Here is a 22,157-nt window from a genome sequence, read left to right as displayed (position 1 = left end):
TTTTGTTTGGAGGTATGACGTATTGTGAATACTCTATAAAATATTTGTAAATCTACATTTTAAATCTTATATTTACTCTTAACCTAAATTAAAAACGATTCTAAAGAAAGGATTGCGTATGAATATACTTCTCGTTTGATCATTAAGAAAATACAATTTCTTATAGTTTGTAACATATTAAATGCCACTGATTATGGAAAGGTATAAGAAATATAGAACAATACAGAAAGCTTCATACATCGTGTTTTTCCTTTATTTGCTAATTCTCGCTTTAAGTAATTTCAGCTTTAACGGAAATGTAGAATATATTCCGTACTTTATAATTATTCCGTTTGTCGTTTATTGTATAACAATGATAACAACTGAGATTCTGATATATAAGGAAAGAGAGGCTTTTTTTGATACAAAACAGAGCCAGCTGAGCAAAACAAATCTGAGGAATGATAGAATAGACACATCTACTTTATCGAAAATCTAGAAATAAACAAAAGAGGAGATTTTTAAGAAATCTCCTCTTTTTCAATTTATCTTCGTTCGTTATAAACTCCAAATTCTGCTATAGTTGGAGAGCCCTTAGATTCCTCTATTGATATGCGAACTTTATTTCCCCATACCTTATCAAACCTATGTATTTTAATGACATCCGATTTTGTGCCTGAAAAAATAGTCTGCCATTTTCCATTATGGAGGTATTCCAATTTATAAGATTGTATATCGTTATTGTTATTTTTCTCAGTTATTGTAATCATATTGAATGGCTGTTCATTGTTGCCTAGCTCTATTTCCAGCCATGGTTTGCTTACCAATGGATTTGACTCCCATCCTGTTTTGAAATTATCATCATTCGCAAAATCCATGAGCTGCATATCCCAGCTCCAACTCGAATTTGCCGGCTTAAACTTTGCTATATTCGAAGAGATAATCGGAGCTTCATTTTTGGGCAAGTTATTTAATGCTCCTTCATTTTTCCACAATTTACCTATCCGGCGAAAAGCGGCAACAGCATTATCGTCGATCAATCCATCCCTGTTCGGAGCAGCGTTAAGAATAAAGTTGCAATAGACCTTATTGAATGGTATTATATTGTCGTTAACCAATTTCACCGGATCTTTTACTGGCGTTTTAGGAAAATCTTCTTTCCAAAACCAAGCCGAATTTATTGGCAGACAAGACAGAGCAGGCAGAGAATTGCTGTCTTTAGAAATATGCTGACCAGCACCTTGTTCATACGATTTTATATCTGTATAAAATAATGCCTGAGTAGGATACTTTGCTGCATTCAGATCCATCACAAGGCAATTGGGTTGCAAAGACTTGATCAGATAGTATATATCTTCGAAAGGTATTTCGTCGTAAGAAATGCGTGACCACGGAGCATCCCACCCGTCGATTATCAGGGCTTTTATTTCGCCATAGTTGGTAAGGAGTTCTGTCAACTGAGCTTTTATCATATCTATATGCTTAGGGCTAATAAAGCCCGGACGTAATTTATGATGTGTATCCAGGATGGAGTAATACAACATTACCCCCAGACCTTCTTTTCTGAAAGCATCTACGTATTCCTTTACAACATCGCGCTTCAATGGGCTATTCATCACGTTATAGTCTGTAGTCTTGGTATCCCAAATGCAAAAGCCGCTATGATGTTTGGTGGTAAGGCATCCATAAGTCATGTTGGCTTCTTTTGCTGTTTTGGCCCATTGATTACAATCTAACTTTCGAGGATTAAAAATTGAGGGTGAAGCATCAGGGTCGGCCCAATCATCACTCATAAAGGTAGGGATATTGAAATGGATAAACATTCCAAAACGCAGGTTTATAAACTCTTGCTGGAGATCGGGTAATGATTTTACTTGAGAATAGCCGGACAAAATAAAAAACAGGCTAAGAATTAATAATGGGCATTTTTTCATAATAAATAAAGGGTTTTAATTTATGCGAATATAAGTATTTTGGAGAAGGATGAAACAGAAAATAATATAGAAAATTCATAATACTTTTGAGCTATCTATATTGATATTATTTTTTGTTATATTTTGATCTGTTATGAAGACTTTTTTAAGAATGAAAAAATTAAATAAAATATATTGATACATTTTTTTGATTAACTTCGCACTATTAAGTAAAAAAGTCTGATCCTGTTTCATAAGCTCTTTATGATATGAGAAAACTCCCAATCATCCTATTTTTATATTCTCTTGCTACTATCGTATCTGCAAACGATATAGGGAACAGTTATATTAATGAACTGAATAAAGCAATAAATAACAAAAAATACTATGATGAAAAGAAAGAGCAAAAGATAAATAGCCTTAAACAGCTCTTACACATATCAGATCTCTCTCTTGCACAAGAATATGATATAAATTTCAAACTGTCGAAAGAATACAGGAAATACAGAATGGATTCGGCAGTTTACTATATGGAAAAGAATCAAGATATAGCGAAGAAGTTAAATAGCATGGACGTTATCAACGAAACCAATCTAAACTTGTCGCTATTATACTCTGCAACAGGAATGTACCTCGAAGCAAAGGATATATTAAATCATATTGACAGAAAATCATTATCCGGAAAATTAGTTCCACTTTACTTTGAATCCAATAGTCAGTTTTACGGACATTATGCGCAAAGCAATGACAGGCACGCTTATTTTCAGATAAATGAAGCTTATAGAGACTCATTACTCACAGCCTTAGACTCTAGTTCTGTGAGGTATCGAATAACATATGCCGAGAAAATATTCTATCAAGGACAAATAGAAATTGCCGAAAACCGCCTTCTGAAACTCATGGATGAAATACCGGAAGATGACCCGGATTATGCTTTTGTGGCATATCTATTGGGGAAAGTCTATGAGAATAAAAAGAAGCAGGACCTGCAAAAAAAATATTTTGCTCTTTCAGCCCTATCGGATATTAAAAACTCAATAAAAGATAACGCCTCCTTGCAAAGTCTGGCGTTGGTTTACTATGAAGAAGGGGACATAGATCAGGCTTATAAATTTACCAAGTCGTCTATCGATGACGCTGTTTTTTGCAATGTAAGATTCAGGACGATAGGTATTTCAGAGTTTTACTCAATTATTAATACAGCCTATCAGGCGAAAGAGGCAAAACAAAAAAGTAAACTACAATTATACCTTATACTTATTAGTATCCTCACCGTATTCCTTATCGTTGCTGTGATATACGTCTACAAACAAATGAAGAGAGTTTCGCGAATAAGGAAAGAATTGTATCGAGCGAATGTAAAACTGATCGACTTGAATCAGGGAATTACGGATACCAACAAGCAGCTCAAAGAGGTAAATATTCAGCTATCTGAATCAAATCATATAAAAGAGGAATATATTGCGCACTTCTTCGATTTGTGCTCAACATACATCACCAAATTGGAGGATTATCGCAAATCTCTGAATAAGAAGGCTGCGAATAACCAACTGGATGATTTGTTCAAAACACTAAAGTCAACAGCCTTTGTTGACAATGAGCTGGAAGAATTATATAAGAATTTTGATAATATATTCTTAAGTCTTTATCCTACATTTGTAGAAGACTTCAATACCCTTCTTATAAGCGAAGAGCAGATAGTTCTTAAGCCCGGAGAATTACTCAATACCGAATTGCGGATATTTGCCCTGATCCGTTTAGGAATAACAGATAGTGTAAAGATTGCAAGCTTCCTTCGCTATTCATTGAGCACCATCTATAACTACCGCACCAAAGCCCGCAATAAAGCCGCTGTATCGCGTGACGAGTTTGAGAACTTAGTGATGAGAATTGGCATTATACAGAGAAACAGATAAGTTAAAACACCTTAAGATCACTACTTTTTAAGCCTACAGCACAAACACCAATATACTGTAATACAGAAATATAAGCATATCGAAACACTACTTTTTTGGTTCAAAAAAAAGTTACAGGCATTTATACCCATAATTTTGAGATAATTAATACCGGAAAATAAATATTTCCTAATCAATAATCTAAATTTTTATAATACCATGGCATGACTCTCAGTTATAACCTCTAATCTGTACATTTTACAGTAGTATTAGTATACACTATTATGTAACCAAAAATCCAAAATCACATTTAAACCTAAAGAAATCATGGAATGTAATAAAAAACGAACAAGTAAACAATTCTTGTATAAGATTTGTCTAATTTTTGCTTTGTTGGTTTCCGGTACAGTAATGGCTCAAGATGTAGTAAGCATCTCGGGTATTGTTACCGACCAAACCGGAGAACCTATTATCGGAGCTAGTGTAGCTGTGAAAGGCACTACTACCGGAACAATGGCTGATGTTGACGGAAAATATTCTATTTCTGCACCAAACAACGCTACACTTGTATTCTCTTATGTGGGAATGAAGACTAAAGAAATTGCAGTAGCGGGCAAAACAACTATCAACGTCACTTTAGAAGAAGCATTACAAAATCTGGACGAAGTTGTTGTCATCGGTTACGGAACTCAGCGTAAAGCCGACCTCACCACATCTGTAGCCAGCGTATCTGCCGACGAATGGGCAGACAGACCGATTATATCGGCACAACAAGCTCTTCAAGGGAAAGCAGCTGGTGTACAAGTAATACAACCATCAGGAAAACCCGGAGTAGGGATTCAGGTTCGCGTGCGTGGCGCTTCTTCACTTAATGCAGGCAATGACCCGATCTACGTTGTAGATGGTATCATTACGAATGACATTACCAACATTTCTCCAACTGATATTGAGAGCATGCAGATATTGAAAGACGCTTCATCTGCTGCTATCTACGGTAGCCGTGCAGCAAACGGTGTTGTTCTTATTACAACCAAAAGAGGAGCAAAAGGAAGAACTCAGGTAGACGTGAATATGTATGCAGGGTTCTCAAATGTTACAAAAAAAATAAAAACACTTAATACAAATCAGTACTATGATTTGATGAGTGAAATCGGCATAAGTGTAGACCGCACAAATCAGAATTATACAGACTGGGCCAAAGAAATGTATGGAACAGGTGTTCAACAAAACTATCAGGTTTCTATTTCGGGCAGCACAGATAAAACCAATTATTATGTGTCGGGAGGCTACCAAAAAGAAGAAGGTATTATTTCTCCTGCCGACTATGACAGATATTCTTTCAGAAGTAATCTTTCTACCGAAGTTAAGCCTTGGTTCAAGATTGCATCAAACCTAAGTTTTGCTCGTAATTCACGCATGGATGCAACAGACAATGCAAACTCTGGTCGTGGCGGTGTTATTATGTCTATACTCAACACGCCTCCATTTATGCCTATATGGGATCCTGAAAAACCAGATCAATATTCGACAAATCCATTCCAATCGTCATGGGAAAATCCTTATGCGCAAGCAAACACTTATGACAAGAACCAAGAATATCGTTTTATGGGTAATCTGGAATTAGATTTCACCCTGCTAGAAGGACTACATTTCAAACCTAGATTCTCAGTAGACTATACTTCACATACTTGGGATAAATTCATCGATCCGATTAAAACTCAATATGGACGTCAAGCGAATGGACGTGGAGAACACGTTGATGATGGTTATTTGACATGGCAAAGTGAAAACGTGTTGTCTTATAGTAAGAAATTTGACGATAAGCATAATTTTTCTGCTTTGGGAGGTATTACTATGCAACGCTACAGACACAACAACTCTTACATGTCTGTTGAGGATTTTGTAAAAAATACAACATTCAAAACAATGACTCTGAATATGGCCAACAAAATAAATAATGCTTATACATCTAAAGATGGTAACTCATTGATGTCTTATTTGGCCAGAGTACAATATGATTATGAAAGCCGTTATTTATTCACTGCAAATTTCCGTGCAGATGGATCTTCAAAACTTTATCATAAATGGGCCTATTTCCCTTCACTATCTGCAGGATGGCGTTTCTCTAGTGAGAAATTCTTTGCACCTCTAACCTCAGTCGTTGACGATGCTAAATTAAGAATCGGATGGGGACGTAATGGTAACCAAGGAGGTATCGGAAACTATGACCTGTATGATAAATATAATATTAGCAAACAAGAAACCACAGGACAAGGACCTGCCATAACTCCGGGAAGACTTGGAAATCGTGACTTGAAATGGGAAATTACAACTCAATATAATGCAGGGTTAGATTTATCATTGTTCAATTCGAGACTAACAGCAGAATTTGAAACATATTATAAAAAGACTACAGACCTTTTATTATATATTACATTACCTTCTACAGTAGGAGCATCATTACCGATGCGTAATGACGGAGAGATGGTAAATAAAGGGTTCGAATTTAACCTGAATGGACAGATACTAACAGGTGAATTTAAATGGGATGCATCTCTTAATATGTCGTTTAATAAAAACGAGCTTACTAAACTAGGTTTAACTCCTCAGTTTACTGTAGCTAATATAGAGAGTAATGGCGATGATGTAATCATGATTAAAGAAGGACTACCTTTGGGTGCATTCTACGGATACGTTGCAGAAGGAGTTAATCCGGACACAGGAAACATCATCTATAAAGACCTGAATAATAATGGAGTTGCAGGCGTAGACAAAGACGGAGTGATTGATTCAGGAGATAGAACAATTATCGGTAATGCACAACCTGATTTCACATTCGGATTTACACATAATTTCTCATGGAAGAATTTCACTCTGAGTGCATTCTTCAATGGATCTTATGGCAATGACATTTTCAACGCCTCAAGAATTGATTCGGAAGGAATGTTCGACTCCAAAAATCAAACTACAACTGTATTAAATAGATGGGTTCGTCCGGGTATGATTACAGACGTACCAAGAGCAGGGGCTCTTACCAATTCATTAAACTCTTCACGCTTTGTTGAAGACGGTTCATTTATTCGATTGAAATCCCTGACTCTATCTTATGCATTCAATCAAAAAACGTTAAGACCATTGGGTCTATCTAAACTGAGTGTATATGGAACAGTAAACAATTTGTTTACATTAACAAAATACAGAGGATACGATCCTGAATTAAGCTGGACAAACAGTGGTAATGCAGCACAGTTAGGTATAGACTATGGAACTTATCCTCAATCTCGTACATTTATTTTTGGACTTAATTTAACATTCTAAAAATTGAATACAATGAAATACAATATAAAAAATATAATATTAGGAACAGTTACATGTATGGCCCTTGCTTCATGTAATAGTTTCCTTGATGAGTCACCTGATTCGGAACTAACAAATGAAAACTGGGGATCGGGAGGTAAAGACCATTCTACCGAATATACCACAGCCACTCAAATGGAACAGTTGCTAACAGGTGCATATAATGATTATGCTAACGAATTTTGGCAACTAGACTGGTATATAATGAATGATGCCCAATCGGATAACGCTTATGCCGGTGAACCGAAAGAGATGACCATGCAATTTGATGAGCTTAGAGTTTCAGCTTCTAATGGTGGTGTAAAGCGCGACTGGGGATATCTATATTCTCAAATATCGAAGGCAAATACAATTATAGAATGGATTCCTAAAATTAAAGATACTGCTCTAACAGAGCAACGTAGAGGCCAAATAGCAGGTGACGCTCATTTTATGAGAGCATTGTGTTATTTTAATCTTGTTCGCATATATGGAAGTGTGCCTTTAATTACACAGTATGTACCTGAAATAAGCATTAGCAATATTGATACTATATACCCATTGTTGTATCCTAAACAAGAAACTGTAGAAAATATCTATACCCAGATTGTAAATGACTTGGAATATGCCGAAGCAAACGTGATGGATTATTCAGCAAACAAGTTTAAGATTACCAAAGCGCTTGTACATCTTATACAAGCACAAGTATATGCTACCAAAGACGGTTTTGAAAATACAGACTGGAACAAAGTAAAACAGTACGCCAAAGCGGTTGTAGACGATACTCGTTATGGATTAATGGATAACTACGATGACTTGTTTGCCGTTGCCGAAACACCTTCTAACGGAGTCCTTCCTAGTGTAAATCTGGTAAATGAACATTGCAAGGAATCCATCTTCGAGGTAGATTACAATAGCTGGTCTACTTTAGGAAACTGGGGAGCACAGATGTTCTACGGCATCGACTGGAAAAAATTCAATACACCAAGTCAGGATTTGTACAAAGCATTCACTTCTGCGGGAGATGTAGTACGTAGAGATGCATCTATCATGTTTGGAGATGTTACAGGTAAATGGACAGACAAGTATTGGCCTTCTAACAAATATCCTTATTGCTATAAACTCAGATCTCAAGAGGCCGGTAATATCGTTATATTCCGTCTTCCGGAAGCAATATTATTATTAGCCGAAGCAGAAAATGAATTAGGGAATATAGGTGAAGCAAAAAATCTGGTAAATAAAATCAGAAAACGTGTAGACTTGGCTGACACTCCGGCTAATACGAAAGATGTTATGCGCTTAGCGATAGAAAACGAGAATCGTTTTGAGTTTGCTTTCGAAGGAAAACGCTGGATGGATCTTAAACGCAGAGGTCGTTTTATTCAGGTAATGAGATCCGCTTCCGACCATCAGAACGCATATGCATCTCGTCTGAATGAAAATAAACTTGTGTGGCCGATTCCTCAAAGCGAACTAGACCTGAATGTTAATCTTGTTCAAAACCCTGGCTATTAATCTATAAATTAAATGCAGAAAAATATGAAATCTATATATAAAGCAATTATGTGCGGATTGTGCTCATGTATTCTCCTCGCCTCATGTGAGGAAGAAGATACAAGAAAAGTATTTCCGCATTCAACACCGGTAATTGAGTCGGCGGCAATCAATCCTTCTACATTTTCTTATGGGGATTCTGTTACTATCACGGCGAAAGTTTCTGATCCTACGACTCCTCTTTCGACATTGGAAATGAAAATGATAGTGAACGACGTGCTTGTTGCACAGCAATCAATACGCACTGCTGGTAATAGCACCGAAGTATCTTCTAAATTTAAGGTTGCCTATACAAGCGAACTGCCGGAAGACGCAAGCGTTGAAGTTCTTTTAACCCTAACGAATGTTGAAGGAGATCAAACGACAGGTACTATCACAGGAGTGAAAGGAAAAAGGACTTATTATAGCAAATTATATCTTGTACTGGATAATGGACAGGTAATTACCTTAACTCCTGAAGCTTTGAAATCTGATAAGTACAAATCATCTGAACTTAAGCTCAAGGCAAATAGTATCCGTTACAGAATTGCTGAGAAAATTACTACAGATAATCAGATCGATTTCTCAGGACATGTATGGGGAAGTAAATCAGGAGCCGTTCAATTGGTAGATGAAACCGGTGACTATATTACTACTGCGAACACAAGTATTGACTATATTACAAATATTGTATTTGACAACTATAAGTTTACAACAAGCTTAGCCGGAGACAAATACAATCCTAACGACCTTGTAATAGATAACTTTGGCGATGTAACAGCGAGTGGTGAAGCATTTAAGAAACTATCACGCACATTTGAGAAAGATCAGGAAATAAACCTATTCGCCGATCTTGCTTCTACAGATATTGTATATGATCTCAATTACTTTGTACGTACAGCTGAGGATAAGATCAAATTTATTGGCGACACAGGAAGCTATGATCTGTATTATAGCGAAACTCGCAAAGTAGCCATAATAGATCCTTCGGTAAGAGAATATCCAAACGTATTGCTTGCCGCCGGAGAAGGTCTTGGTTATCCGTCGAAAGTGAAACCCGGAGCACATACAACATGGGACTTCAACGCCCCATTGCAAGCTATTGTTTTCCGTAAAGTGGCAGCAGACACATATCAGGCTGTAGTCTACTTCGATGCATCTAAAGCGAACTTCAAACCATTTGAAAACAGATCATGGGCTAATGAGAAGAAATCAACAAACTTCACGATGCCTTCTATATTGGCCAAAGATACAGATTTAGGGAAGACTGATGGTAACTGGTATGCTGCAGAAGGAGCGGTATCAGGCAACTATAAAATAACGATCAATCTGGCAACTAAGGTAGTTACAGCAGAGAGTGTAACTCTTCCTTAAATTAAGCACAACTTAGATCCTTATTGGCCTGTACGAAAAAAGTACAGGCCAATAATAAACGATAAAAAAACATGAAAAAATATTTAATACCTGTATTATCTCTGCTTCTGGCTATAGCATGCACCGATCATAATACCGATCCGGGATCAACAGATGATGATCAGAATGGGCCTACGGAGAATAATGACGTAAGAATGTGGCTGACTACTCAATCGAAAGTTTATATGATGAAAGAACTTCCGATCAAGTATTCGAATGACATTACAGACGTTGTATTACGCCTCGATCCCACTGTGAAATATCAAACAATAGATGGATTTGGTGGTGGTCTTACAGGCTCGTCGGCATATCTCCTCCAACAAATGAGTGCCGAAGCTCGGGCAAAGGTTCTCAAAGAGCTGTTCGATCCGAAAGAAGGTGCAGGATTAGAAAGCTTAAGGCTATGTATTGGGGCTTCCGATTTTTCGATGGCATTATATACATATTGTGATAAAGAGGGAATAGAAAACTTTGCAATTCCTGAAATAGACAAGCGTGATTTATTACCTGTATTGAAAGAGATACTAGCGATTAATCCTAAAATTAAGCTGATAGCGAGCCCATGGTCACCTCCGGCATGGATGAAGAGTAGTGGACAATTAAATAAAGGCAAACTTAAAGGACCTGAAGTATATGATGCTTATGCTACCTATTTTGTAAAATATGTAGAGGCAATGAAAGCTGAAGGAATTACAATTGATGCTATTACATTGCAAAACGAAGCCGATTTCGAATCAGGCGTGCACCCTTCTATGAAAATGTCATGGCAGGAACAAGCAGAAATAATAGGAAAATATCTTGGCCCTAAATTCAAAACGGCGGGTATTACAACTAAAATATTAATACTAGACCACAACTTCGACATTTATAGCTACGCAATCAACGTATTACGAGATGCTACCGCAAATCAATATATCGCCGGAACAGCATTTCATGGTTATGCAGGGAATCCATCGGCTATCAATCCTGTTAAAGCAGAATTTCCTGATAAAAGTATATACGAAACAGAATTATCAGGAGGAGGATGGAATACAGGTACAGAAATGGAAACCCTATTCTATTATCTTACAGACTTTCTTGTACCATGTATACAAAACGGATCTAGCAACTATATGATGTTCAACGTTGCGCTTAATTCGCAACATGGCCCCGTTACTCCGGGAGGAGTATTTTGCGAAGATTGCAGAGGAATTGTAACTATAGATGGAGATGTATATAAGAAAGAGCTCGAATATTATCTATTAGGGCACTTTGGTAAGGTATGCCGAAGCGGAGCAAAAATGATTAGTACTTCATTTCTTGGGACACTTCCTGATGGAGTTACAGCTACTGCTTTCTTAAATCCTGATGGCAGCAAAGGCCTTGTGATTGTCAACAAATCCGGCAATAGTATTAATCTTACAGTAAAAGATCAAGCAACAAGCAAACGGTTCGTGTACAACGTTCCGAATTTGGCTATTGCGTCATTTATATTGAAATAAGATTGTTTGGTGGAGTCTGTATAGAATTCATTCTATGCAGACTCCTTTTTGAAATTTGAATAATTTAAATGCTCATGAAAAAAATTGTTTACGCAGCGCTTTTCTGTTCTATCCTATTCTCTTGTACCGAGAAGAAGGAGTATGTAGAAATATACACTACTACGGCAGATAAAGAAAAGACAATGCAAAAAGACTCGGTAGCGTTTTCTGCTAAATCAGACACAAAAGCTACTGACAATATAATAACACTATATCCTGAAGAGAAATATCAGGAAATGGACGGTTTTGGTGCAGCCATAACCGGGTCAAGTTGTTATAATCTTTTAAAGATGACAGCCGAGGACAGAACTACACTACTGAAAGAAACATTCGATCCGGTGAATGGGTACGGATACAGCTATATCCGTATATCACTGGGGGCTTCGGACTTTTCGTTAGACGAATACACATATTGTGACAAACCGGGAATAGAAAATTTCGCTATGCATGAATATGACAAACGCGATCTGTTTCCAATTCTGAAAGAAATAAAGGCGATTAATCCGGATGTGAAAATTATGGCCTCACCTTGGTCTTGCCCTAAATGGATGAAGGTAAACAACCTGCAAGAACTAAAACCTTTCGACTCTTGGACAAGCGGACAGCTAAATCCTAAATATTATCAAGATTATGCTGCCTACTTTGTAAAATATATTCAGGCAATGGAAGCAGAAGGCTTCAAGATAGATGCTGTAACAATACAAAATGAGCCGTTGAACAGAGGTAATTCCATGTCTCTATATATGACTTGGCAGGAACAACGAGATTTTGTAAAATCTGCATTAGGCCCGGCATTTGAAAAAGCAGGCATAAAAACTAAAATATTGGTGTATGATCATAATTACAACTACGATGAAGATAAAGCCGAAAACTTCGATCAGAAACAATATCCATTGAAAATATATGAAGACGCGGATGCTGCAAAATATATCGATGGTGCTGCTTTTCATGCCTATGGAGGTGATAAAGAGGAGTTGCTGAAGATTCACAACAGCCGTCCTGACAAGAATTTATATTTCACAGAAATGTCAATCGGGCTTTGGGGTGAAGGATATTCATTTGCAAAAGACTTGATGTGGAACATGCGTGAGGTTTGTATCGGTACGATCAACAACTATAACAAAGCTGTTATCATGTGGAACTATATGCTTGACGACAAGCATGGCCCCGACCGTCCGGGCGGATGTGATATTTGTTTGGGTTGCATCACGATAGACTCTAACGATTATAAAACAACAGACAAAAATAGTCATTACTATACAATGGCTCATCTGTCAAAAGTTATAAAACCGGGTAGCCATCGCATTAAGTCGGAAGGACAAACAATAGAAGGTATCTACTATTCGGCATTTGAAAATCCCGACAAAACCTATTCTATCGTATTGCTAAATGACACCCCTACACAGCACACTGTTACAGTACAACTTGGAAACAAATCATTCAGCTACAACGTACCGGCGAGTTCTGTAATTTCGTGCATTTGGAAATGAATCGGTTGAAATATTAAAAGCTGAATAATAAAAAGATTATATTTGCGACCAATTTTTGCAAAAAGAAGAAAATACTAAATTATTAATTACATACTTATGCTGAAAAGAGGAAAAACGCTGTTAGGCATCCTAATCATGGGAGCTATAAGCTTAAATATGATAGGGCAAAACAAAACGCCTATCTATTTAGATGAAACAAAACCTATTGAACAACGAGTTGAAGATGCGCTTTCCAGAATGACTCTGGAAGAAAAAGTCGCCATGTGCCATGCACAATCTAAATTCAGTTCGGCAGGAGTTCCCCGTTTAGGCATTCCTGAGAATTGGGCAACAGATGGTCCTCACGGTATTCGCCCCGAAGTTTTGTGGGATGAGTGGGATCAGGCCGGATGGACTAACGATTCGTGTATCGCTTTTCCGGCTCTTACATGTCTGGCTGCAACATGGAGTAAAGATATGTCTGCGCTGTATGGAAAAAGCATCGGAGAAGAAGCTCGATATCGTAACAAGAATATACTACTTGGTCCGGGAGTAAATATCTACCGTACGCCACTCAATGGAAGAAACTTCGAGTATATGGGAGAAGATCCTTATCTGGCTTCACATATGGTAGTGCCTTATATACAGGGAGTACAGGCCAATGGAGTCGCAGCATGTGTAAAACATTATGCTCTCAACAATCAGGAGATAGATCGTCATACAGTAAATGTAAATGTAGATGATCGTGCACTATACGAGATATACCTTCCGGCTTTCAAAGCGGCTGTACAAGAAGGAAAAGCTTGGGCTATAATGGGTGCATACAACAGATATAAAGGACAATGGGCTTGCCACAATCAATATTTACTGAATGACATTTTACGAGGAGAATGGGGCTTTGATGGAGTGGTTGTATCCGACTGGGGTGGAGTAAACAGCACAAAGGAAGCTATTTATCATGGCCTGGATATGGAATTCGGTTCGTGGACTGATGGACTGAGCGAAGGGGCAAGCAATGCCTATGACAATTATTACCTGGCAAAACCATTCTTGAAACTATTACAATCGGGAGAAGTAAAGGTAGAAGAAGTAGACAAAAAAGTTCGCAATATTCTTCGTCTTTCATTCCGTACTACAATGAACACAAAACGTCCTTGGGGCTCTTTTGGAACACCGGAGCATGCAGCGGCAGGACGCAAAATAGCAGAAGAAGGAATTGTATTGTTGAAGAACAACAACGGTGTATTACCAATCGATCTGAATAAAACGAAGAAAATACTCATAGTTGGAGAAAACGCAATTAAACCAATGACAGTAGGAGGAGGTAGCTCTTCATTAAAAGCTAGATATGAAATTTCTCCGTTGGACGGAATAATCAATCGTGTGGGAACACAAGCGGAAGTTATATATGCTCGTGGCTATGTAGGTGACCCTACAAGCGAATACAACGGCGTAAAGCTAAAGAGAGACCTTCACGACTCACGCTCAGCAAGCGAATTGATAGCAGAAGCAACAAGCCTTGCCAAGAACGTTGATTTGGTTATATTTATCGGAGGATTAAACAAAAGTGACAGACAGGATAGTGAAGGCAATGACCGCGAATCATTGAGTCTCTCTTATGGTCAGGATAAAGTAATTTCAGAACTGGCAAAGGCAAACAAAAACTTTGTTGTTGTAAATATCTCGGGTAATGCTGTAGCAATGCCTTGGATAAACGAAGTTCCGGCTATTGTTCAAACATGGTATAACGGTACTGAATCAGGTACGGCTTTGGCTTCAATTCTTACAGGTGATGCAAACCCTTCGGGAAAACTGCCTTTCACATTCCCTGTGAAGCTCGAAGACAACGGAGCTCATAAGCTAGGCGACTATCCGGGTGTAAACAAAGAAGCTACTTATAAAGAAAGTATCTTCGTGGGATACCGTTGGATCGATAAGGAAAAAATTAAACCTTTATTCCCTTTCGGACACGGACTTAGCTATACTACTTTCGAGTACGGAAAAGTATCTGCCGATAAGAAAGAAATGACAGCAGATGGAAAAATCACATTCTCTGTAAATGTAAAAAATACAGGGAGCAGAGACGGTGCAGAAATAGTTCAGTTGTATATAAGCGATCTGAAATCATCCCTTCCCCGCCCTGTAAAAGAGTTGAAAGGTTTTGAAAAAATAAACCTGAAAGCAGGAGAAGAAAAAACGGTGACTTTCACGATTGACAAGTCAGCCCTAAGCTTCTTTGATGCGGATAAACATGACTGGGTTGCCGAAAATGGTGACTTTGAAGCAATCATCGGTGCATCTTCAACAGATATAAAATCGAAGGTAGGATTTAAACTAAAATAAAATCCTTACATAAAAACAGGAAGGCACAGGTCAAATGATCTGTGCTTTTTTTTTGTATAAAAGCACGCAGAACCCTGCCATCAAATAAAACACTAGTAATAAACATAATAAATATAAGTATTTATAAATATTTACAGATTGTCCTCACATTTTACCATATAATCCTAATTATCAAAGTATGTCGGGAATTTACATAAAAAGCTTAAGCACATGTATACAAACGCATCATATTACCTCTAAAAAAATGAAAGGGCAAAATCTTTTTCGATTTGCCCCTCATACTGAATTTGTTTTGTAAAGTGTGTTGTGTAATTGAGAATAATAATTCAATTAACTAAGGTTGGGACCTCTGTTATGGAATTTAATAATATCAAAGGTAAGTGATAAATTCAACACATTGGTTAATATTTATAATTCCTTACCACAAGATATATAAACACATAACAAACAACAACTTACAATCAAATATAAGATTATTAGACAGACCTTTAGAAGTTTATACAGTTGGTTTATTACTTCTAAAGTCAGAGGGAGAAAGTCCCGTTATTTTCTTAAAGGATTGATAAAAAGATGTGCGGTTATTAAACCCGACATCAAAGGCTATAGCATCAATAGAAATGACATCAGACTTTTCATTTGATAAAATCTTTATAGCTTCTTTTACTCTATATTCGTTGATATAAGTATTAAAATTCTTCCCTGTAGTTTGGTTAATTGCTTTCGATAAATAATTTCTATTTATACTCATTTGTTTAGCCATTAAATCTAAAGTCAAATCAGCATTTTTAAAAATCTTTTCTTTCGAAACTAGTTCATGTACTTCTTTCATCAAAGCAACATCTTCTTGTGTAGGTTGCTCCTCTTCTATTGCTTTTTCTTCTGATTTGTCGTCTTCCTGTAATACATCCGCGGACTCATAAGAAGCATAAGGCAACATCTCGCTTGCCCACTCTTGATTTTTATATACCAAAGCCCTATATGCCATCCTATTTCTATGATACAATACGATAGAAAAGATAAACCCAACCGAAATAATCAGCATAATTATGCTTCCATAGAATATTTTGTATTTAAAAGCATCCTCCTTGGCTTTCATATCCTCATTCATTACCCGAGCCTTGGTCTCATATAAGTCTTGTTCAGCCTTTAGAAGTATCAGGCTACTATACTTATCCTGAAAATATTTATTAATCATCAGCGTGGAATCAAAAAAAGCAAGTGCCAGCTCTTTATTTCCCACTTTGGAATAATAACAACACATCAGAGGATACAATGATTGATAAAGATCTGTGTTTTCGGTTCTTCGTATAAATAGCTGAGTAGAATCTATTAAGGTCTTCGTTTTTTTAAAATCATTCTTCAAAAGATAGCTTTTGGCTAATTCTAAACTAACATCAGAAGCCAGCTCATAATCATTATCCATGAGCATCCGGTTTAGTCCGGCACGAAGATATGGGATTGCATCATCCGGCTTACCTCTACTAATCAAACATTTTCCTATATTACTAAGCGATACCGCATCGATAACCGGCTTCAGCTTTACATTATCTACACTAAAATATGCCGATCTGAAATAATACTCTGCCGAATCTATGTTTCCAATCAAATTATAATACGAGCCAATTGCATTTCGTGCCAACAAGTTGGAACGATCGAAATAATATTTTGGAGGCTTTAAAGCTTGCCGCAGATATGGGATAGCTTTATCATAGTTACGAAAAAAGTAATATGCCCTTCCTATTTGATAATAAGCATACCCTCTTCCGGGATATTCTTCACCGGTGATATTTTTTAGTTGTTCGTCTATAACGTAAGTTTGGGCAAAGGCTTTAGCATATAAAGAAGACTTCCAGTATATATTAAATATGGCTTCCATCGCCCTAATTTTCATTACCATATTGTTTTGTCTCTCTGCCTTTTTAACAACCTCTTCCATTTTGGCTATTTTGTAAGAGATATCATTATTTTCACCCACGGGTAAAACTAAAGCATACATATAGTCTGCTTCTATATCCAACTCTGATGAATTATACTTCTTTGCATCTTGCCTTACCCTTGATATTTCCTTAAGCTGTTTGTCTAAAGGAAGATAATTAAATATATCCTCATAATAATCCGACAAGTCATCCACGCTTTTAATAAATCCATGATGAGCTAATTTATAGAAAACAGAATCAGAGCAGAAGTAGTGCACTCTGTTGTATTGTTTCACGTATATACTGTCTATGCTAAAAGCATTGACGGTAGATACTGCTAATAAGAAGAAAAGAATCAGAAATAGTCTTCTCATCCTTGTGTAGTTTATAAGTTTATAGGGCACCTCTTAATTTGTGTTATTGTCTTATTATTTTGTTATATACCAAAATCAATGCAAAATAAAATAAATTTTGCTATTAACATAAGAAAATCTCAAAAAAATAGAATCTAGAGATATTCTGAAAGTAAAATGTTTTAAAACAACGGGGCTTTGTATCAAAGTAATGAAATAAATATATAATTTTGAAATATAAATGGAAAACAAAATAAAACTATCTGTGCTTGGCTTTTCTTTCAACCAGTCTCAATCCGGAACGTATGGACTAGTATTGGCTGAAGAAGATGGGTTACGCCGCTTAATGATCGTTATAGGAACACCTGAAGCCCAATCTATCGCTTTCAAACTACAGGGGTCAATCCCTCCTCGTCCATTAACACATGATCTCTTTCAGACTTTATTGGCACAGCTTGGTATTCTACTGCTCGAGGTGAATATTTACAAATATGAAGATGGTGTATTTTTCTCTAAAATGATACTGCGCCAGGGAACAGAAATAATAGAAATAGAATCACGAACATCGGACGCAATAGCAATTGCCTTAAGAACCAAATCACCGGTATATACCTCCGAAATTATTATGCAAGAACAGGCGGTTGTATTTGATGACAATACGTCGGAAGATAATGCGTCGGAAAACGAAAAAGATAATTTGGCACTGGATTATTCCTTATTAAACGAAGAAGAATTGGAGAGCCTTCTTAAAGATGCTATTGACGGAGAAGACTACGAACTGGCATCCTTGCTCCGAGACGAATTACTTAAGAAAAAAGATGACCCTAAGTAATTTTCGCAATTAGCTTATAATAAATACGCTACACCCATTATTTCCATAACCTAAACCTTTTTTAAGTTTTATAAGGATTCGCTTATGCAACGAAAAGCGTGTCCCGATCATCTTTTTAAAAGAAACAAATCCGGAGGTTTCTTTTTAGAGGTTGATATCACTCTTTGAGTAAAAAATTATTTGTTAATTATAAAGAAATAAATTATGAAACTTAGAAAGATTCTAGGATTAGCTTTGTGCGCTTCTATTTTTAGTTTTGGTGCTATGTCGTGTAGCGATGACGACAATAAAGACAACGGTAATGATGTATCTGTGATTTCCGGCACATGGAAACATACAAAAACGGATGCCGAAGTAGAGGTTACTAAGCCGGAGATAAAAGAAAAAGTAGTAGCTGCGATTAAAGAAATGAATGATGCTGCAAATAATGTATATGCATTCAAACTCGACAGCACATTCAAAGCCAAGATAGCTATCAACAAGGAAATGGTAGAAATAGAAGGTAAATACACATTGAAAGATAATATCCTAACACTGAAGCATGAGCAAAGTTTACAAGCATTATCTTATAAAAACACTGATATTATTGCTTCGGAAGATGTAAAAGAAAAGGTTGCGGAAAAACTGGAAATAGACAAAGCCGATATCAAGAAAGCCATACGAGTTGATACATTCAGCAAGATAACAAAATAAAAAGCTGTTTGTCAATATTGTAAAAAGCCATTCTCTAAAAAAGGATGGCTTTTTCCTTTTATGTCAAAGTTTGTAATGAGTATAAATATGCGCTTAATTTTTCGTATTTTTGTATCCATTTTTTAGAACTATGGCAGCAGAAAAAAATATTTTCATAAAAGGAGCAAGGGTTAACAACCTAAAAAATATAGATGTCGAAATCCCTCGAAATAAATTTATTGTTATCACAGGTGTTTCGGGTTCAGGAAAATCTTCTTTGGCATTTGATACACTCTATGCGGAGGGACAACGCCGTTATGTAGAGAGCCTATCGTCATACGCCCGTCAGTTTCTTGGCAGGATGAACAAACCCGAAAGTGACTATATTAAAGGGATTCCACCTGCGATAGCCATCGAACAACGAGTGAGTGCACGCAATCCCCGCTCAACAGTAGGGACATCTACAGAAATATACGAATACCTGCGATTACTATTTGCCCGCATCGGAAAGACCGTATCTCCGGTATCAGGCGAAGTGGTGAAAAAGCATCAGGTAAGCGACATTGTAGAAAAGATGCTCTCCTTCCCCGAAGATACCCGTTTAGCCATATTGACTAAGATAATCCTTCGGAACGACAGAACACTGACCGAACAGTTGGAGATATTACTCAAAGAAGGATTCTCCAGAGTTGAAATCTCAGGTCAATTTGAGCGGATAGAAGATTTAATAGCCTCAAAGAAAGAATTAAACCCGGATAATCTGCTTCTTCTGATCGACCGCCTTACATGTGATAAAGATTCTGCCAATATCAGTCGTTTTTCGGAATCCATAGAAACAGCTTTTTACGAAGGAGAAGGGGATTGTATCGTCCGCTTTTATACGGGTGATAAAATCCAAATGTTCAATTTTTCTAAACATTTCGAAGCTGATGGAATTCAATTTGAAGAACCCAGCGATCTGATGTTTAGCTTCAACAGTCCTGTAGGTGCTTGTCCTGTATGCGAAGGATTTGGAAAAGTAATGGGTATTGACGAAGATCTGGTTATCCCCAACAAAGGCTTGTCTGTTTATGAAGATGCTGTCGTATGCTGGAAAGGTGAAAAAATGAGCGAATGGAAAAAGGAGTTCATCCAATCTGCAGCCCGCTATGATTTTCCCATACACAGACCTTACTTTGAACTATCGGATAAAGAAAAAGACCTATTGTGGCACGGTACTATAGGACTACATGGGATTGACGCATTTTTTCAGATGGTTGAAGAAAACCAGTACAAGATTCAATATCGTGTTATGCTGGCTCGCTATCGTGGAAAAACTACATGCCCTTCGTGTAAAGGAGCACGGCTAAAACCTCAAGCTCTGTATGTAAAAGTGGCAGGAAAGACAATCGCTGATTTGGTTCTGATGCCTATTACAGAATTACAAGAGTTTTTCCAGAACTTAGAATTGGACGAAACAGACGCTGCAATTGCCAAACGCCTATTGACTGATATAAATGTACGAGTTCAGTACCTCGTTAATGTAGGACTGGGCTATCTTACCTTGAACCGTCTTTCGAATTCATTGTCAGGCGGAGAGAGCCAACGTATCAATTTAGCAACATCTCTCGGCAGCAGCCTTGTGGGCTCGTTATATATATTAGATGAGCCAAGTATCGGCTTGCATTCCAGAGATACAGACCTGTTGATTAACGTCCTGCAAGAACTAAAAGCCATCGGCAATACAGTGGTAGTAGTGGAGCATGATGAAGAAATAATACGTGCAGCAGACTATATAATAGACATAGGCCCTAAGGCAGGACGCCTGGGAGGAGAAGTCGTATATCAAGGAGATGTCGATGGACTTCGCAAGCATACCGACAGCTATACGGTACGCTATCTGAATGGAGAAGAGAAAATAGAAGTTCCGAAAATTCGCCGTAAATGGAACAATTACATTGAAGTGAAAGGGGCACGACAAAACAACCTTAAAAATATCAATGTAAAGTTTCCTTTGAATGTAATGACCGTAATAACAGGGGTGAGTGGCTCAGGAAAATCATCGCTGGTTACGGATGTGCTCTATACAGCATTAGAGCGTCATTATAAAGGAAAAGGAGACCAAATCGTACAATACAATGGACTGGAAGGTGATCTCAACTTGATAAAAGAAATCGAAATGGTCGATCAAAACCCGATTGGCCGTTCGTCTCGTTCAAATCCGGTTACATATATCAAGGCTTACGATGAAATACGAAAACTCTTTGCCGAGCAACCGCTTGCCAAACAGATGCATTTTACTCCCGCTTATTTCTCTTTCAATGTAGAGGGGGGAAGGTGCGAAGAGTGTGCCGGTGAAGGCAAGATTCTGGTAGAGATGCAATTCATGGCAGATGTCATGCTCGAATGTGAAGTATGTAAAGGACGAAGATTTAAACAGGATATACTCGATGTACAATACAGAGGCGTAAATATCTATGAGGTATTGGAAATGACAATCGATCAGGCGATCGAATTCTTTGAAGGGGGAAAAGGCAATACCGAAAAGAAAATAGTGAAACGCCTGAAACCGCTACAAGACGTGGGTCTAGGTTATGTCAAACTAGGTCAGTCTTCTTCCTCTCTGTCGGGAGGAGAAAATCAGCGGGTAAAGCTTGCGTTCCATTTAGCCGATGAGAAGCCGGAACCGACTTTCTTTATTTTTGACGAGCCAACCACAGGTCTTCACTTCCATGATATAAAAACATTACTGAAAGCCTTCGATTCTATGATTAAAAGAGGGCATACAATAGTGATTATAGAACACAACATGGATGTAATTAAATATGCCGATCATATCATTGATATTGGCCCTGAAGGAGGAAAAGACGGTGGAAACATTGTTTGCGAAGGCACACCCGAACAAGTGGTTGAATGCAAAGAATCTTATACAGGTCGCTTCTTGAAAGAAAAATTGAACCAATAATAAAACATATATATCATAAAAAAGAAACAGTAAATAGTT

Annotated in this window: 12 protein-coding genes; 10 read left to right on the top strand and 2 right to left on the bottom strand. The window is 37.3% G+C overall.

Annotated elements, in window-relative coordinates; genetic code table 11:
• Nucleotides 1-524: 524 nt before the first annotated feature.
• Nucleotides 525-1,913 carry an alpha-L-fucosidase gene (locus E4T88_RS10740; RefSeq protein WP_135105445.1) on the bottom strand — a complete coding sequence of 463 codons (1,389 nt, stop codon included), beginning with the start codon at nucleotides 1,911-1,913 and terminating at the stop codon, nucleotides 525-527.
• A gap of 248 nt (nucleotides 1,914-2,161) precedes the next feature.
• On the opposite strand from E4T88_RS10740, the gene susR reads away from it, so the two are divergent.
• The 7 genes from susR (at nucleotide 2,162) to E4T88_RS10705 (ending at nucleotide 15,401) form a co-directional block, all read left to right on the top strand.
• Entirely contained in the window at nucleotides 2,162-3,808 is a 1,647-nt protein-coding gene (susR, locus tag E4T88_RS10735) for a SusR family glycan utilization regulator (protein WP_135105444.1), read from the top strand.
• 306 nt (nucleotides 3,809-4,114) lie between these two features.
• The gene (locus E4T88_RS10730; RefSeq protein ID WP_135105443.1) at nucleotides 4,115-7,105 is read left to right on the top strand and encodes a SusC/RagA family TonB-linked outer membrane protein; all 2,991 of its coding nucleotides are present in this window, start codon (nucleotides 4,115-4,117) and stop codon (nucleotides 7,103-7,105) included.
• Between the two features lie 12 nt (nucleotides 7,106-7,117).
• Complete coding sequence (locus tag E4T88_RS10725; RefSeq protein WP_135105442.1) at nucleotides 7,118-8,638, top strand: RagB/SusD family nutrient uptake outer membrane protein; 1,521 nt, start codon at nucleotides 7,118-7,120, stop codon at nucleotides 8,636-8,638.
• A 24-nt stretch (nucleotides 8,639-8,662) separates the two neighbouring features.
• Nucleotides 8,663-10,030 carry a DUF5016 domain-containing protein gene (locus tag E4T88_RS10720; protein ID WP_228093882.1) on the top strand — a complete coding sequence of 456 codons (1,368 nt, stop codon included), beginning with the start codon at nucleotides 8,663-8,665 and terminating at the stop codon, nucleotides 10,028-10,030.
• Nucleotides 10,031-10,101: 71 nt separating this feature from the next.
• On the top strand, nucleotides 10,102-11,550 hold the full coding sequence (locus E4T88_RS10715; RefSeq protein WP_135105440.1) for a glycoside hydrolase family 30 protein: 1,449 nt from the start codon (nucleotides 10,102-10,104) through the stop codon (nucleotides 11,548-11,550).
• 74 nt (nucleotides 11,551-11,624) lie between these two features.
• Complete coding sequence (locus E4T88_RS10710) at nucleotides 11,625-13,079, top strand: endo-1,6-beta-glucanase (RefSeq protein WP_135105439.1); 1,455 nt, start codon at nucleotides 11,625-11,627, stop codon at nucleotides 13,077-13,079.
• 135 nt (nucleotides 13,080-13,214) lie between these two features.
• Nucleotides 13,215-15,401, top strand: coding sequence for a glycoside hydrolase family 3 C-terminal domain-containing protein (locus tag E4T88_RS10705; protein WP_228093898.1), 2,187 nt, complete (start codon nucleotides 13,215-13,217; stop codon nucleotides 15,399-15,401).
• A 496-nt stretch (nucleotides 15,402-15,897) separates the two neighbouring features.
• Here E4T88_RS10705 and E4T88_RS10700 read toward each other — a convergent pair whose 3' ends face one another.
• A complete protein-coding gene (locus E4T88_RS10700; protein WP_135105437.1) occupies nucleotides 15,898-17,691 on the bottom strand; it encodes a helix-turn-helix domain-containing protein in 1,794 nt (597 codons plus the stop codon).
• A 220-nt stretch (nucleotides 17,692-17,911) separates the two neighbouring features.
• Between E4T88_RS10700 and E4T88_RS10695 the strand changes: the two genes are divergently transcribed.
• The 3 genes from E4T88_RS10695 (at nucleotide 17,912) to uvrA (ending at nucleotide 22,118) form a co-directional block, all read left to right on the top strand.
• Nucleotides 17,912-18,502, top strand: coding sequence for a bifunctional nuclease family protein (locus tag E4T88_RS10695; protein WP_006841702.1), 591 nt, complete (start codon nucleotides 17,912-17,914; stop codon nucleotides 18,500-18,502).
• 204 nt (nucleotides 18,503-18,706) lie between these two features.
• Complete coding sequence (locus E4T88_RS10690; RefSeq protein ID WP_135105436.1) at nucleotides 18,707-19,195, top strand: DUF5004 domain-containing protein; 489 nt, start codon at nucleotides 18,707-18,709, stop codon at nucleotides 19,193-19,195.
• A 130-nt stretch (nucleotides 19,196-19,325) separates the two neighbouring features.
• On the top strand, nucleotides 19,326-22,118 hold the full coding sequence (gene uvrA, locus E4T88_RS10685; RefSeq protein WP_135105435.1) for an excinuclease ABC subunit UvrA: 2,793 nt from the start codon (nucleotides 19,326-19,328) through the stop codon (nucleotides 22,116-22,118).
• The last annotated feature ends 39 nt before the right edge of the window (nucleotides 22,119-22,157 follow it).

This window comes from Dysgonomonas mossii, assembly GCF_004569505.1.
In the GTDB taxonomy this organism is placed as follows: Bacteria; Bacteroidota; Bacteroidia; order Bacteroidales; family Dysgonomonadaceae; genus Dysgonomonas.
The sequence above is the reverse complement of the archived record's forward strand: the minus strand, read 5'-3'. Positions and strand labels throughout refer to the sequence as shown.